At 41.4% G+C, this 14,000-nt stretch carries 14 protein-coding genes; 1 reads left to right on the top strand and 13 read right to left on the bottom strand.

The window, feature by feature from the left end:
- Positions 1 to 115 precede the first annotated feature (115 nt).
- The 7 genes from DWZ93_RS02535 to DWZ93_RS02500 all read right to left on the bottom strand — a co-directional run bounded on the left by DWZ93_RS02535 (position 116) and on the right by DWZ93_RS02500 (position 8,856).
- Complete coding sequence (locus tag DWZ93_RS02535) at positions 116 to 499, bottom strand: DUF6262 family protein (protein WP_118049252.1); 384 nt, start codon at positions 497 to 499, stop codon at positions 116 to 118.
- Positions 486 to 1,982: a tyrosine-type recombinase/integrase gene (locus tag DWZ93_RS02530; RefSeq protein WP_118049251.1), complete on the bottom strand. Its 1,497-nt coding sequence runs from the start codon at positions 1,980 to 1,982 to the stop codon at positions 486 to 488. Before DWZ93_RS02530 ends, DWZ93_RS02535 begins: the two co-directional genes overlap by 14 nt.
- On the bottom strand, positions 1,975 to 3,720 hold the full coding sequence (locus tag DWZ93_RS02525; protein ID WP_118049250.1) for a tyrosine-type recombinase/integrase: 1,746 nt from the start codon (positions 3,718 to 3,720) through the stop codon (positions 1,975 to 1,977). Before DWZ93_RS02525 ends, DWZ93_RS02530 begins: the two co-directional genes overlap by 8 nt.
- A 12-nt stretch (positions 3,721 to 3,732) precedes the next feature.
- On the bottom strand, positions 3,733 to 4,848 hold the full coding sequence (locus DWZ93_RS02520) for a tyrosine-type recombinase/integrase (protein WP_118049291.1): 1,116 nt from the start codon (positions 4,846 to 4,848) through the stop codon (positions 3,733 to 3,735).
- 178 nt (positions 4,849 to 5,026) lie between these two features.
- Complete coding sequence (locus DWZ93_RS02515; protein ID WP_118049249.1) at positions 5,027 to 7,000, bottom strand: ATP-dependent DNA helicase; 1,974 nt, start codon at positions 6,998 to 7,000, stop codon at positions 5,027 to 5,029.
- A 578-nt stretch (positions 7,001 to 7,578) separates the two neighbouring features.
- A complete protein-coding gene (locus DWZ93_RS02510) occupies positions 7,579 to 8,010 on the bottom strand; it encodes a sigma factor-like helix-turn-helix DNA-binding protein (RefSeq protein ID WP_055172821.1) in 432 nt (143 codons plus the stop codon).
- A 327-nt stretch (positions 8,011 to 8,337) separates the two neighbouring features.
- Entirely contained in the window at positions 8,338 to 8,856 is a 519-nt protein-coding gene (locus DWZ93_RS02500; RefSeq protein ID WP_055055127.1) for a nitroreductase family protein, read from the bottom strand.
- A 126-nt stretch (positions 8,857 to 8,982) separates the two neighbouring features.
- Here DWZ93_RS02500 and DWZ93_RS02495 point away from each other — a divergent pair, with 126 nt between their 5' ends.
- Positions 8,983 to 9,306, top strand: coding sequence for a winged helix-turn-helix transcriptional regulator (locus DWZ93_RS02495; RefSeq protein ID WP_055055126.1), 324 nt, complete (start codon positions 8,983 to 8,985; stop codon positions 9,304 to 9,306).
- A 51-nt stretch (positions 9,307 to 9,357) separates the two neighbouring features.
- Here DWZ93_RS02495 and DWZ93_RS14820 read toward each other — a convergent pair whose 3' ends face one another.
- The 6 genes from DWZ93_RS14820 to DWZ93_RS02465 all read right to left on the bottom strand — a co-directional run bounded on the left by DWZ93_RS14820 (position 9,358) and on the right by DWZ93_RS02465 (position 13,873).
- Positions 9,358 to 10,056 (bottom strand): response regulator transcription factor, encoded by a 699-nt coding sequence (locus DWZ93_RS14820; protein WP_173895375.1) that lies wholly within the window; start codon positions 10,054 to 10,056, stop codon positions 9,358 to 9,360.
- A 24-nt stretch (positions 10,057 to 10,080) separates the two neighbouring features.
- Positions 10,081 to 10,758 carry a hypothetical protein gene (locus tag DWZ93_RS02485; protein WP_207643087.1) on the bottom strand — a complete coding sequence of 226 codons (678 nt, stop codon included), beginning with the start codon at positions 10,756 to 10,758 and terminating at the stop codon, positions 10,081 to 10,083.
- A gap of 50 nt (positions 10,759 to 10,808) precedes the next feature.
- Positions 10,809 to 10,991, bottom strand: coding sequence for a hypothetical protein (locus DWZ93_RS02480; protein ID WP_118451869.1), 183 nt, complete (start codon positions 10,989 to 10,991; stop codon positions 10,809 to 10,811).
- Between the two features lie 374 nt (positions 10,992 to 11,365).
- Complete coding sequence (locus DWZ93_RS02475; protein WP_055055124.1) at positions 11,366 to 12,139, bottom strand: ABC transporter permease; 774 nt, start codon at positions 12,137 to 12,139, stop codon at positions 11,366 to 11,368.
- Between the two features lie 5 nt (positions 12,140 to 12,144).
- Positions 12,145 to 12,954, bottom strand: a complete 810-nt coding sequence (locus DWZ93_RS02470; protein ID WP_055055123.1) for an ABC transporter permease — start codon at positions 12,952 to 12,954, stop codon at positions 12,145 to 12,147.
- Positions 12,947 to 13,873 (bottom strand): ABC transporter ATP-binding protein, encoded by a 927-nt coding sequence (locus DWZ93_RS02465; RefSeq protein WP_055055122.1) that lies wholly within the window; start codon positions 13,871 to 13,873, stop codon positions 12,947 to 12,949. The genes DWZ93_RS02470 and DWZ93_RS02465 overlap by 8 nt, the downstream gene beginning before the upstream one ends.
- Positions 13,874 to 14,000: the final 127 nt, after the last annotated feature.

Here is a 14,000-nt window from a genome sequence, read left to right as displayed (position 1 = left end):
TTAACAGCTTTATTGTCTCACACAATCTAAACATCAACAATACCCTTTTATCCCCACAACCACCAGCAGGCACGTTCTTCACGCCCCTGCCAGTCGCTGATTATTTTCTTCTTCATTAGAAATTCTTAATCAGATTCAAGTCTCTTTTATTCAATGCCTTCCGCATTGCTTCACTTTCTTTTCGTAATGTTTCATTCTCTCTTTTCAGTTTCGCTACCTGTTGCTCCAGCTGCAGGATACGGTTGTCCATTGCCATATCTAAAATCTTTCTTCTCTTATCTACCATGCCAGCCTGTAGCTGCAAGGCACGATCTACTGCCTTTCGCACTTCCGGGTTCTTATAGAAAAATCCTCTGGACAGTCCGGTCTTTTGCATCAGTTTGGGAACGGTCACTTTATCCTCTTCTTCGATCATTTCCTGGATTGCCAGTTTTGCCCGCTGGATTTTCTCCACGCTCTGCTTATGGTTTACTTCCAGCATCTTGTCATATTTTCTCATATTCTTTCCCCCATCCGGCCAGATTCGCCCGGATCATCCGGCTCATCTCTGCTCTGATTTCTCTTGTTTCATCTGCGATGATCTGGAGGCTCATCTTCCGGTAAAATTTCACATTCTTTACGGATGTATGCCCCAGTAGTTTTGCGATGGTCCAGTCATCCAGATGCAGTTCTGTTAAGCGGATACCATATACATGGCGGAACATATGCGTTCCAAATCCAAACAATTCTCCATGATCGTCCCGCAAATCTTTTTTCTGGATCAGATCCATCACTTTGTTTTGAACGGTATTATACTGCATAGGTCTCTTGCTATTTTTCTCATCCACAAAAATGTAAACCGTATCTCCATACCTTTTCTTGGTATATTCCATTGCTTTTTCAATCAGCAGTTCCAGTTCTGCACTGATAGGCTTCACAAATGTAGTTGTTTTCATCTGCCGGATCTGGATCATAGGATGTCCGTCCTGCCGATACAGGCAGTCTGTCTGCAGGGTAAGGGTATCAGATATCCTTGTTCCTAACATCTGGTGGATGACCATAAGCCGCTCCATCTGTTCATCCAGTTTCGCAAGCGCTGCATTAAAACGAATCAGCTCACTGTCTGAATAAGATTTTATTTTCGGCTGCACCTGTCTGGGCAAGTCGCTGGCCAGGAATAAAATTTCTAAATGTGGATACCCATATAATTTTCCAATGGTTTCCAACAGTCCCCGGAGTCTTGTCAAATCCATTCGGTAATTATTCACGCCCTCCGCTTCCGTTGCAAGGTACGTCAGATATTCTTCCAGCAACTCCCGATTCAGTTCTTCTGCCGAATGGATATCGGGATATGTTTCTTTCAGATATTTGGATAATCTCCGGATGGCGGTCAGTTCTTTGATAATCGTTGCAATCGCTTCATGATGTAAATGTTCATAAACTGCCTTTTTTGTCTCTTCCCGTAAGTCATCCTGGATAATCGCTGTAAAATTCAAAGTTTGCACATTTTTAATCGGATTCTTTTTATAGGCAATGTCCAGATTCTCTAATGTCCAGATATCTTTCTCAATCTCATCCCGTTCCTCTTTGGCTTCTGTAAATCGATATGCCTTCCGCACATAAGTAATGAGTCTCGATGGCACTGTCTTTTCTTTCCCATATACGCTAGTTCCCTGCATGGTCAGTTTCTGCCCATGTTCCAGAAGCCAGCTTCGGATTTTTAGCAGCCATTGTTCCCACTCCAGTTCCTGCAGGCTCTCTACCCGGATGTGCTTATCCTTTACCATTCTACAAAATCTCTGATAGATCACTCGTTCCTGTATCATCGTTGCCAATGCACATTGTCGGCTTCGGTCCTCAATAAAGGAACGGAATTCTTTTTGAAGCCCCTTTGTTGGAAGCAATCCGAAATCAAAGCAATGGGATTCCTTTACATTCTTTTTCTGTTTCTCCTCTGCTCTCGCATAGCAGTCCAAATCGATTAGATATAATTTTTTATCCATGGAACTCTCCTTTCATCAGTTCCGCCGCAAAGCTGTGGGTTTCTTCCTGAAAATATGCTTCACTGGCTTTTTCCAGTTTCTTCGGCATATAGTCCACGTACTGTCTGGTCATTTCTTCGTATTCATGCCCCAGGTAATCCCGTACCGCCTGGAGGGAAATACCGTTATCATAATAAAGCGTAGCCAGGTTATGTCGGTAATCATGAGATCTGAAAATGTACTCCCCGTCTGCAATCTTATTTTTCTCACAGTATTTCAACATTTGATACCGTAATGTAGCATACTGGAATGCTCCACCTTTTTTGCTTTTAAACAGATATTCTTCCGGTCCAATCTGATATTTCTTTTTGTACACCTGTACCAGCTTGTACAATGCTTCCGGAATGGGAATCCGCTTATACGTTTTCATTTTCACCTGATATACTTTCAGCCAGTAATCACCATTCTTCTCTTCATAATCACCACCTGTCAGGGTACACACTTCGCTTCCCCGAATTCCCGTACACCATAAGTGCAGGAACATCAACCGCAGATGTTCCGGAAACTCTGCCAGCTTAGATAAAATTTCCACATATACTCTTTCTGGTACGCTGCGGTCATTGTGGCCATGCACTTCTTTCTGCAAATAATACTCATGCCGGAAGGGAATCTTCTTCAGATATCCTTTTACTACAAGAAAGTTGTAAAACTGCAAAATCATAAAGATTCTTCCATTTGCTGTCTTTTCACGGGTATCCTGTCTCTGAACGGATTCCAGATATCTCTGAATCTTCTCTGCTTCCACTTCATAGATTGGCTTTTCTTCTCCATTGAAATGTACCAGGAATGTACGAAGTTCCAGCAGCTTGATTCGGATGGTACTGATAGATAAATCTGTGATTCCAAACAGGTACCGCAGATATTTTTGCAAAATCTTTTGATTTTCCAGGTTGTTCACCTCTTTAAAGGATACCCATTCCACGGGCTTGCTTGGATTCATTCGTTCTCTGGAAAAATGGAAACGTTCCAAAAACCACACATTCGCATTCCAATGAATTTCCGGTGCCTGTAAAAATAGGATTTTTCTGCTCATCCGCAGGATACCAAACACAGCACTTTTCTTTTCCCCTCTAAAATGTTCTGAGAGTTCCTGCTCAAATTGCTGTTCTTTGGCCAGTGTCATTATCTCAATATCAGCTACTTGTTGCTTCGCACAAAATTGATAGAGCCTTTGCAGTGCCAGCAGTTTCTCTTTTCTGTAACGGCCTTTGTAGGTATGGATCACCTCTTTCAGCACTGTAAAAATCTGCATCTTCAAATTTGGGGGACACTCCAGTGTAAAATCCCATAGCAGTTCCTTTCCATCTTTGCTGGTCAGAAAAGATTCTGCTATCTCAATCTCCGGATAATAGGTGAGGCACATCCATTGATCACGATACTCGGTAGTATAGTTTCTTCGCCCTGCCAGTGTCTGCATCTCTTCTTTCATCTGATGAAGGAAAATTCTGTCAAATCCCCGCAGGCAGGTAATCGGTGCATGGACGGTTTCGTTCTTTTCCAGATATTCTTCGTATCGGAGCCTTAGGGCTACGTCCATTTCCGAAATGTCGGTAATCCCCTCTTCTATCAGGAATTTCTTTACCCTGTTTCGTATTTTCCCATTTATCTCTGTGCAGGCATCCACCTGTTCACAGATTTTTTGTTCCAGTGCTTCCCGCTCTTCCTGCTGTTCATAAATATGTAATTGATAAGCGGGCATGTTCTTCACCTCCTACAGGAGTTTCTCCACATCATAAAGGGCAGAATGTTTTGCATAATATTGGTCGCTGGCTTCCATAAGCTGGTCATCTACAATGTTCAGATATTTGATGGTTGTGTCGATATGCTTATGTCCATATGCCTCACTGATCATTTCCAGTGGCCATCCGGCATCCCGCCTCATATTTCCGAAGTATCTCCGTAACATATGGGGCGTCGTATGGATGCCTGTCTTTTTCTCCATCCGCTCCAGCATCCGGTAAACTGCATCCACCTGCAGTGCCTTTCCTTTCGTCTCTCCTTCGATGTTTACAAACAGCATCGGCTGGTGTTGCAGAAATTCCCGGTACTTGGACAGATAAAACAGTAAAAACTGGAAGGTGGCATCACTGACTTTGGATCTTCGGTACGCCGCATTCTTCGCCCTTGCCTTGTTCTCATTGTCATCCCGGAAGAATACCCGGATGGTATGTCTTTCATAATCAATATCTCTGGTATAATTTACACCTAAAATCTCGCCGATCCGGTATCCGGTCTCTGCCAGCAGCATAATCAGAAGCTGGTCCCTGCAGTTGGTACACTGCTTTAAAAGTTCCAAAATCTCCTGATGCTCTGCCGGACGGACATTTCGTTCTTCCTCTTTCAGATAGCCATTGAATGACCGGAACCGCAGCTTCCGTTTTACACCGATGGAATCATGGGTGGTAAAGCTGTCATAATATAGCACTTTCAGCCTTTCCATATCTGCTTCCAGCTCTAAAAAACAGAAAAACCTGAACACGTCTTTTAAGTACGCATTGCAGGTTTTATTGCTTGGCAGTTTCTCTTTCTTTTCATGCAAATGGTTTCCGGCTTTCAGCCAGTGGAGAAATCCCACATAATGTTCATACTGTTCCTGGAATTCCAGTTCCGCCACCTGGGACAGTTCCATCTCTTTCTCATCCAGATATTCCAGATAGAACCGGATGGATTTTGCCCTGCGGCCAACGGTATTCGGGGAACGGTTTGCTCGGATCAAATGCGTCAGATACTTGGACGGGAGCAGCACCATCTGCCAGTTCTGATGATCCCGGATTAAAAAATATTCCTGTTTTCCTTCCCAGATATGTTCCACTGCATATCGTGCCATTTTGCTCACCGTCCTTTCCTATAACGCTATACACATTATACCCACTTCATGTTCAAATAGCTATTCATCAATACCAACAATCTCTCCAAAACCGCCCCAAAAACTGTACTAAACTTTTCCCCTAAAAGCGTCTGGAAAATAAGCACAAGCAACAAGGCTGGAAAGAGAATTTTGCCTATTACAAATAATACTCCACACCTTTCCGGCTGCGGATGAAATCCTGTACCTCTTTCAACTCTTCTGCTATCCGGCAGGACGGAAGCGCACACATCACATCTTCGTGATACTTGCCGCCTTTTACCGCCCGAATATCTAAAATAGACACCACACAAGTATCAGTTTCTGTACGAATGGCTCTCCCAAATCCCTGGCGCAGTTTCTTCTGCATATCCGGCACAATGATGGACTGAATATAGGTTTCCAGGGAATCATAGGTTTCCTTCTCTGCTTCACTGATGGGATCCGGCACTGCAAAGGGCAGTTTCACAATGATAAGGGAAGACACCATATCTCCCGGAAAATCTACTCCTTCCCAACAAGAGCCTGCTGCAAACAGTACCCCATTCTCCATGGTCTTAAAGCGCAGGATTTCTTCCTGGGAGTGTCTCCATACTTCCACCATGGGGAACGGCAAGCTGTCTCTTAAAAGCTGGTACACACTTCCCATCAGTGTATAAGAAGTAAACAGTACCAGCGTATGCCCATAAGTGGAACAGATTAGGGAATGGATATGGTTTGCCACCATCACCGCCTCTTCTCTGCTTCCTCTCCTGCAATGTTCCAGCGTCTTTGGCAGGTATAGCAGACAATTTTTTTCATAAGAAAACGGGGATTCTGCCACATATTCTTGCACTCCTGCCCTTCCTTCCAGCCCGGTGATCTGCCGGGTGCGCAAAAAGCCTGCGCCTGCCTTTAGCGTTCCGCTGGTTAAGATGGCAGACACACCTTCTTCCCGATTCCATAACATCTTCCGAAGTAATTCTGGGATTTCCCGGCTGGCTGCACACAAAATGGGAAGCTGTTCTGTATCCAGACGCAGATAGCGGACATAATTCCCATCGCTGCTGCAAAAACACTCCAGCACATCCTTTGCTTCTTCCAGCCGATTCCATATCCACTTTGGAACACTTCGCCCCAGCTTTTCTAAAAGAAATTCCAGCATCTCTACGCCTTCCCACAGAGAAACCACACTATTTGTTGTATGACGGAACGTTTCCCGGATTCCTTTCCCAATTCGGTGTTCTGCACCAACCACATGCAATGCGTCACACATCACTGTCCGCAGGATTCTTGCCTCTTCTTTCTGATGCTCCCGTTCCAGATAATATGCTATTTCTCGGATATCATCCATACACAGGTTTTTTCCAAACATCTGCCTTGCCGCTTCCGGTAGCTTATGGGCTTCATCTACAATCAACGTCCGATAATCAGACAATAAAGGCTTGTATCCTTCTGCTCTGTGATATGCATCTGCCAGTAAATAATTATGATTACAGATTTGAATGAACACATCCTGTTTCCTGGATTCTTCCAGATATCTCTGATAGCGGCACATCTGCCTGCCCGGACATTCTCTTGGACAGAATTTCGGCACACAGACCAGCCTTCTGTCAAATCCGCTTAGATTCTTTACGCTATCCATATCATACTGTTTTCGCAATGACAGCAGTGCTTCTTTTTGGGCAGCATTCTTCTGTTTATGGCGGATTGCTTCGATTCGCTGTTCCAGCCTGTTGTCGCAGACAAAATGTTCTTTCCCTTTTCGCACCACTGCCCGAAGCGGGGACTGAATGATTCCTTGCTCCAGCAGCACCCTGGACAAAAAGGGAATATATTCCGTCAATATAGCTTTCTGCAATGCAATGCTGGAGGTGGACACCACCACCGGGCGCTGTTCCAATGGATTCCCTCTCCCTGTCAGCATGGAATACTTCCGCAATAATACGCAGGCTACCAGATAGGCATAGGTCTTCCCAATTCCTACCCCTGCATCACACAAGGCAATCTGTTCTCCCAGCAGAGTATCCAGCATTTCATGGCATAGACGGATCTGCTCTTCCCGGACTGCCAGTCCCTGTTCCGGAAATAGCACCCGGAAGATCTTCTCCACTTCCTGATGCGCTCTTTTTTGATATTCAACTTTATAAAACATAGTACTTCTTTCCGCATGGCGTTAATACCACAAGAATACGGCTGTGACATTTTCCCACAGCCGCATGTATCTGATATCAACGACACACTCTTTTTTGATTTCTTATCGTTTCTTATTTTCTTTGGTACCGTATTTGTCCTCGACTCCCCGGCTGCCACACCACATCTATGGTAGGGAACATTACAGGCGGATGCCTCGCTTGGCACCGCTCGCAGATTTCCTGAAAGTCTTGCTGATTACAACTTAGAGTCCATCCTCTTCTTTTTTGAGAAGAATTTCGTATCATTATCCCCCTCCGATGATCCTGGCGAAAGACCTGCGAAAGTCCATTCACAGCTATAAGGAGTCGCTCAGAATGAGAACAGGCACCGACAGTTTTTTCACGAAATGATCCGCCATAGTCTTTGGACAGACCTTTCCATAACAATCCTGCAGTGCTTGTTCCCATCCGTCCTGGCGCTTATGCTGTCACGCTTCTATCTTTGGGAACGTACCTGTAATGCTGGTATGTGGTTGTCAAGGAACGAGGGGCAATTACCCCTTTCATATATAGAGCCGATGAGATACCCCATTTTTCTTCACTTCTTCAAAACTTTTTTAATTTTTTTCTTCAATCGCTCAATCCGTGTATAAATGGTCTTTTCCGCTAGTCCCATCTGGCCTGCAATCTCACGAACAGAAAATCCCCACATCTTCAGAAGTAAAATCTGCAGTGTTTTCTTATCCGACTCCAAAAGAACCTGTAATAGCTGCTCATTCTCCACACTGTCAAGTAACTGTTGAATATTAAGCACCACTGAAGATGGTTCTTCCAATTCCCTGGTGTATAATTCTTCTTGATTAGAAGAAAAATGTTCCCAGAATCTCCGCTCTGCATTAAAGTCCTGCCAGTCTAATTCACGAAGTCTTTGGATTACCTCTTCACTGACACCGGATTTTCGCAAAATCCGTTCCTCCTGCTCCTTCCACTGTTTCCATTTATATTCTTCTTTTGCTTTATGAAATGTCACCTTTCTTTTCCTCCGATCTGAATTTTTTTGAAATCAAATCGGAGTGGCGGTGACCTTGCCTTCTCACAGGCAAAAGACTGTATGAACCGGAGTTTTCTCCACAAAAAGAAAGATGCCGCAATCCTGTTTTGAATTGCGACACCACCAAACGCTGTATATGAAATTAGGTTTTTCCCTTTTGTAGCTCTTTCCGGCACATACACTGCTCCTTTATGTCATGGAATGAATCCCATTCTTTACATAAAGAAGTAGTATACAAAATCAGTCTGTCAACAGACTGTCAGTTGTCTGTCAAATAACTGTCAGTTTTTAAAACTTACTCTTGAATTATAAATAATTATATGAAACTAACTCTTCCATAGGAATACGAGTAACAGAATGACGTTCTGGATCTGCTGGCGTTTCTTTTCCATAGCCAATGACCAATATGTTGATCGGTTCTAAATTGTCTGGTAACTGAAATTCTTGTTTGATTACATCCGGCCTAAAGAAACATACCCAAACTGTTCCCAGTCCCAATTCCGTTGCCTGTAACATCATGTGATCTGTCAAAATAGCAGCATCAATATCTGTTGTCTGTTTGTTATCAAAAGGTCTAGTCCACGCTTTTTCATGGTCTGCGCAAACAATAATTGCCAATGGAGCATGATATATGTTTCCTGCTTTTGCGATACAATCCAAACGTTTTTTATCCTGTACCACTAATAATTTAACAGGCTGTAAATTTGCCGCAGTTGGTGCAACATGGGCAGAAGCAAGTATCTTGTCCAGCTTTTCCTTTTCTACAGGTTTATCCTCATATGTTCTAACAGAATATCTTTTCTTTGCAGTATCTAATACATTCATGTTTCAATCTCCTTTTACTCTTGTGAATTAGGTCAACCTATACTATAATTATATCTGTAATAGTATATTAGACAAGAACGCACTATTTTGTAATATACTACCCAAAAAGAAAGTGAGAAAAATATTATGGAAATTACTCCTTGTAGTTTTAGTTGTCCCGTTGAGGCAACTATTCAACTCATCGGTGGAAAATACAAAGCTGTCATTTTATGGCACTTAATGGATAAAACATTGCGATACAATGAGCTTCATAAACTCATTCCAAAAGCAACCGATAAAATGTTAGCCCAACAGCTTCGTGAATTAGAAAAAGATGGCTTGATTAACCGTAAGGTTTATCCGGTTGTACCACCCAAAACAGAATATTCCTTAACCGCATTTGGAAAAACTTTAACCCCTATTCTTGATGAACTCTGTAAATGGGGTGAAAATTATTTGCTAAGAAAATAAATACTTCTTTTAAAAAAAGCAAGCCCCTATTACACTTTAGGACTTGCTCTTTTATTCCTGATCTGTTTTTAAAGAATATCCAACCTCTTTTACACTGATGATTATATGTTCTGCATTTACATCTACTTTTTTCAATTTCCGTTTCAATCGATGTACCATACAGTAAATAATATTTGCAATATCCCCATGTGGGTACTCCTGCCATACCAGCTGATAGATCTGACTGTATGTATATACTCTTCCCGGTGTAGACGCTAACAGATATAGGAAATCAAACTCCCTTTTTACAACGGGGATTCTTTTATGCTCCCATTCTACTGTTCTTTGAAGTGGAAGGATTTCCAGTTTCCCAACTATGACAGGAACTTCTTCTTTTCTTTCCGATTTCCACTCTGTATAGCGGCGGATCAATGCATATGCCTGCAGGCTGATTTCTTCTGTACACAGTTGCGTCAATACTACATCCGCTCCGGCCTGAATGATCTTATTTCGCATTTCAGAATGAGCCGGTAATAAAACAATCACAGGTGTTATCACCATCTTTCGGATGGTTTCTACAAGTTGGCATATGATTTCCGGTTCTTGCTTTACTGCAATTAAAATCAAATGATACGAGAACACTGTCAAATGAGAAAGGGCATCCTGAATATTTTTTGCCCGATAAATCTCTGTCTGCTGTTCCGGTAAAACCAAGCTTTCCCATAGCACTTCTCCTTCATCCGCAATTACTATAATTCTGTTTTTCTTCACACCCCCATCTCTCTGTTTCTCATATTACAATTCCTCCACATGATTTTCCGAATAATGATAAAAAATAGTTTCCAGTTCTTTACAACACCGGAAGAAATATTCACTACACGTTACATGAATGGTTGCCTCATCTGTCATAAGGCTCACTTTTTCAAAACATGGTCTGCCATCAACTTCCAGCTCCTGCAATTGATGCTCCATAATCCAATAAATATCTCCACTTCTAAATGGTCTATGAGAAATATAACGGTAAGAAAATCCTTTCTTTCCTGCATTCGAATTTAAGACCTGATGTGCATATTCCTCATACTCTCCAGGAATCGCTTCCCATAAGGGAATTACAGCTTCAGCAGTTTCACTTGCCCTTATCACTTTCAATATATCGCACATAACAAAAGGCGGCATGATGCACATATCTTTGATTTTACTGCGCGCAATGTGTCCTCTTCCATCATTCCCAGACCACTGAATCACTCTATCACAGATTTCATACCCTTCTGAGGATGAACTGAGCAGAATTACATTCATATAAGTTGACATTTCTACTATTAATCTTACGGCGCTTTGAACCTCGTTTTCTTCCATATCTTGAAACAAACTTTGAAATATATATTGTTTTGAGGTATCAGCAACAAGTTTTATCAAAAGCAGTAATTTTTTCTCTCCCAATGTTAATTCTTCTATTTGACAATTTTCTTTCATTTCCAAACCAGCAAGTTCCAACATCGCTTGAATTGAAAATGGATCATTTTTTAATGTGGGAAGATTAGAAAAATATTCCCTTTCCTTTCTATCCCCCCCCCCCCCAAAAAAAAATCAGTAATTTTTGCAAAGTTTTCAATTTTACAGTCCAATACAGCGGATAAAAATGAACATTTCTCTGCTTCTTTTTCTGTATCGATCACAATACCAATAACTTCATACTTTCTTTTCATTATAAGAACACCTCTTTTCTATAGCTTAATTGTAAAACACAAATGTCACAGAAATGTCCTAAAACAAAAAATATATTATAATACTTACAATTCAAATCATTTCAATCGAATCCACAATGTTGATCTTTGAGATTCTACGCAACGGAATTGCTGTTGCCAGCAAGCAAGCTCCTACTGCCAGCAGAAAGAAAACCGGATATACTATTAAGCAGATTGTCTTTCTACTGCCTGATGGTCCCATGACAGTGATAAACTCCCCCTGATTAACCTACATATTGATTCCTTGTAAACCAGGGTAGGTATTTCCTTTTGTAACATAAGATTTTTTCAAATCTATAACTGCTAAAATTTTTTTGTTATAATCGCCCATCACATCACCAGCCCTTTTTTCTAACTGCTTTTTTCTTTTTAACAACAGTCAATGTGCTGGGTTCTTTCTTTTTATTTGCAAGAATAATCACAGAAATCAAGAAAGTCAAAACTATTGTGATGAAAGCAGGGAAAATATGATAAGTATAACCATATTCCGCACCACAAGTAGGGTCTACTAAAATCATGCTTGCTTTAATTGGATAATAATTTAACAGTGTTCCTTCAAAAGTTCCGAAATATCCATACACAAAAGCTAGTGCAACCCCACCCAAAAAATTATTTGCCGAACAACAAAATAGCAAAATAATCGGCAAGACTGAAATATAAATCCCTATATTCGCCCCAGTAACACGAATAAACAGATTAAACAGATTGCCAAAATGCGCTCCCGGAAATCCAGCAATAATGTTGATTACTAATGCTACCACACAACCTATAAGGCTAAAGATGATTGTCAACAACAATAGAACCAGTAGTTTTCCAGAAAGCAACTGTTTATATGGGATAGGAATTGTTGATATATTCTTCATCGTATCGTCTGTATATTCCCTTGTTATAATATAACCTGCTATCAGTGCAATGATAATCGGAAAAAACAAGGTACAGTTACTAATCATAACTTGCTGCATAAAATAGTCAAATGTCCATGTCTGTCCACCGTTGGCTGTGGAATAAAACAGTGACAGCAGCGGCGAAAGCACTGTCATAATAATTCCGGCTTTTATTACGGAATAGCGTTTTAGTTTTATAAATTCAGTTTTTATTATATTTCCCATATCTTTTACCTCGTCCATTTTTTATAAAAGCGAATGATCAACCACAACGAAAGTATAACAGTAATTGTCAGAATAAAAATTGTATGGCAAGTAGTTGGTACAATTGCATAGGCTTCCGGCAAAAGATTGTCTTTTTGCAAATGATCCATCATTAAGCCGCTTGTCCAGTTCATAACACATATAACTGGGAAAGAATTTAAGAAAGCAATTTTTGCAGCACTTATAGATGTTCCAACCGTCCCCAGTATGCCCCAGTTAAAAATAGAATAAAAAAACGCAAGCAGGATAGAAAGCAAAAAACTTTTGTTAAAACAAATAATTAAAAATACAATCGGCAAAGAAGCTGCTACGATAAGAACTCCAAAAATAAGGCTCATAAATATCTTATAAGTCATACCGTAAACTATTCCTACATGAAACAGTTTACAAAACAACGCAACAGATAATGTGCTTGTCAGACAAAACGCAATGCTAAAAATAAAGAGCATAGAAATTTTTGCCATAATGAGTTGTGTATTTGTAACAGGAATTGTTCTAAGGTTTTTGGAAGTATCGCAATCTCTTTCTATAAAAAACAAAATAGCGGCAATGATACCAATTAGACATGGAAGCAAAAAAACCAAGCCATATCCCAACATCATTGTATAAACATAATCAAATCGGGTTTGAAGATAATGTTCCGTTGTATCTGCACCTGTTCCCGCCTTGGCCATATATGCCAAAATCAACGGAAAAAATAACGATAATGACATCAGTGCGTATAATAATCTTTTCCGCTTTAATTTCCAAAATTCGCATTTAATCAGTTTAAGCAATTCCCTCGCCTCCCGTCACACGCTTGAAGTAATCTTCAAGGCTTTCTTCACAGGTATGCGCCTCCGATACCTCCAATCCGTTTTCTACAAAGGCAGTTACTATTTTCCCCACAGGCAGATCAAGGTTGTGCAGGCGCAGATTGTGGTCGTCCTGTATAGAGAAATGGTTTTCATGGAAATTGCATTCCAAAATTCTTGCCGCCTGTGCAGTATCAGAGAGCGTAAAACGAATATGCTTACTGCTTTTTTGCTCCAACTCGGCAAGGCTTTCTTCTTCCAGCAATACACCGTGGTCGATAATTCCAATATCGTCAGCCAACAGGGAAATCTCTGAAAGAATGTGACTGGAAATCAGAATCGTTTTTCCTTTTGCGTTGCAAAGTTCCCGAATAAAGGAGCGCACCTCTGCAATGCCGATGGGATCAAGCCCGTTGATTGGCTCATCCAAAATCAAAAGCTCCGGATCGTGCATGACGGCAAGGGCAATGGCAAGACGCTGCTTCATGCCAAGGGAATACTGCGAAAAGAGCTTTTTATCTTTATAGGGCAGTTCTACCAAATCCAGAGCGTCTTTGATGGCATGATTGTTTGGTACACCCCGCAGGGTAGCAAAGATACGCAGGTTCTCTGTGCCGGTCAGATTGGGATAAAAGCCGGGGGACTCAATCAGGCTGCCGATACGGGGCAGCAACTTCTTTTCATTCCCCTGCAAAGGCTTTCCCCAGATTTTGACCTCCCCGGAAGTCGGCTTCGTTAAGCCCAACAGCATTTTCATGGTAGTGGTTTTTCCGGCTCCGTTTCTGCCCAGCAGACCATAAATTCTCCCACGCTTCACATGGATATTTAAGTCAGCCACACTCTTTTGTGAGCCGTATTGCTTCGTCAGATTTTTTGTTTCAATGATGTAATTTGTATCCATATTCAAAACCTCCTGTTCTATAAGGTATTCTATCACGCCAGTCTTGCATTAACCTTGCCGCAACCTTGCATTAACCTTGCAATTTGAATTCCGGCAAAATGACAAAGGTTCCCGCCATAAGGACGGG

Origin of the sequence: Dorea sp. AF36-15AT (genome assembly GCF_003477705.1) — a bacterium.
Lineage (GTDB): Bacteria > Bacillota > Clostridia > Lachnospirales > Lachnospiraceae > Claveliimonas > Claveliimonas ammoniilytica.
This window is presented reverse-complemented; position numbering and strand designations above follow the sequence as displayed.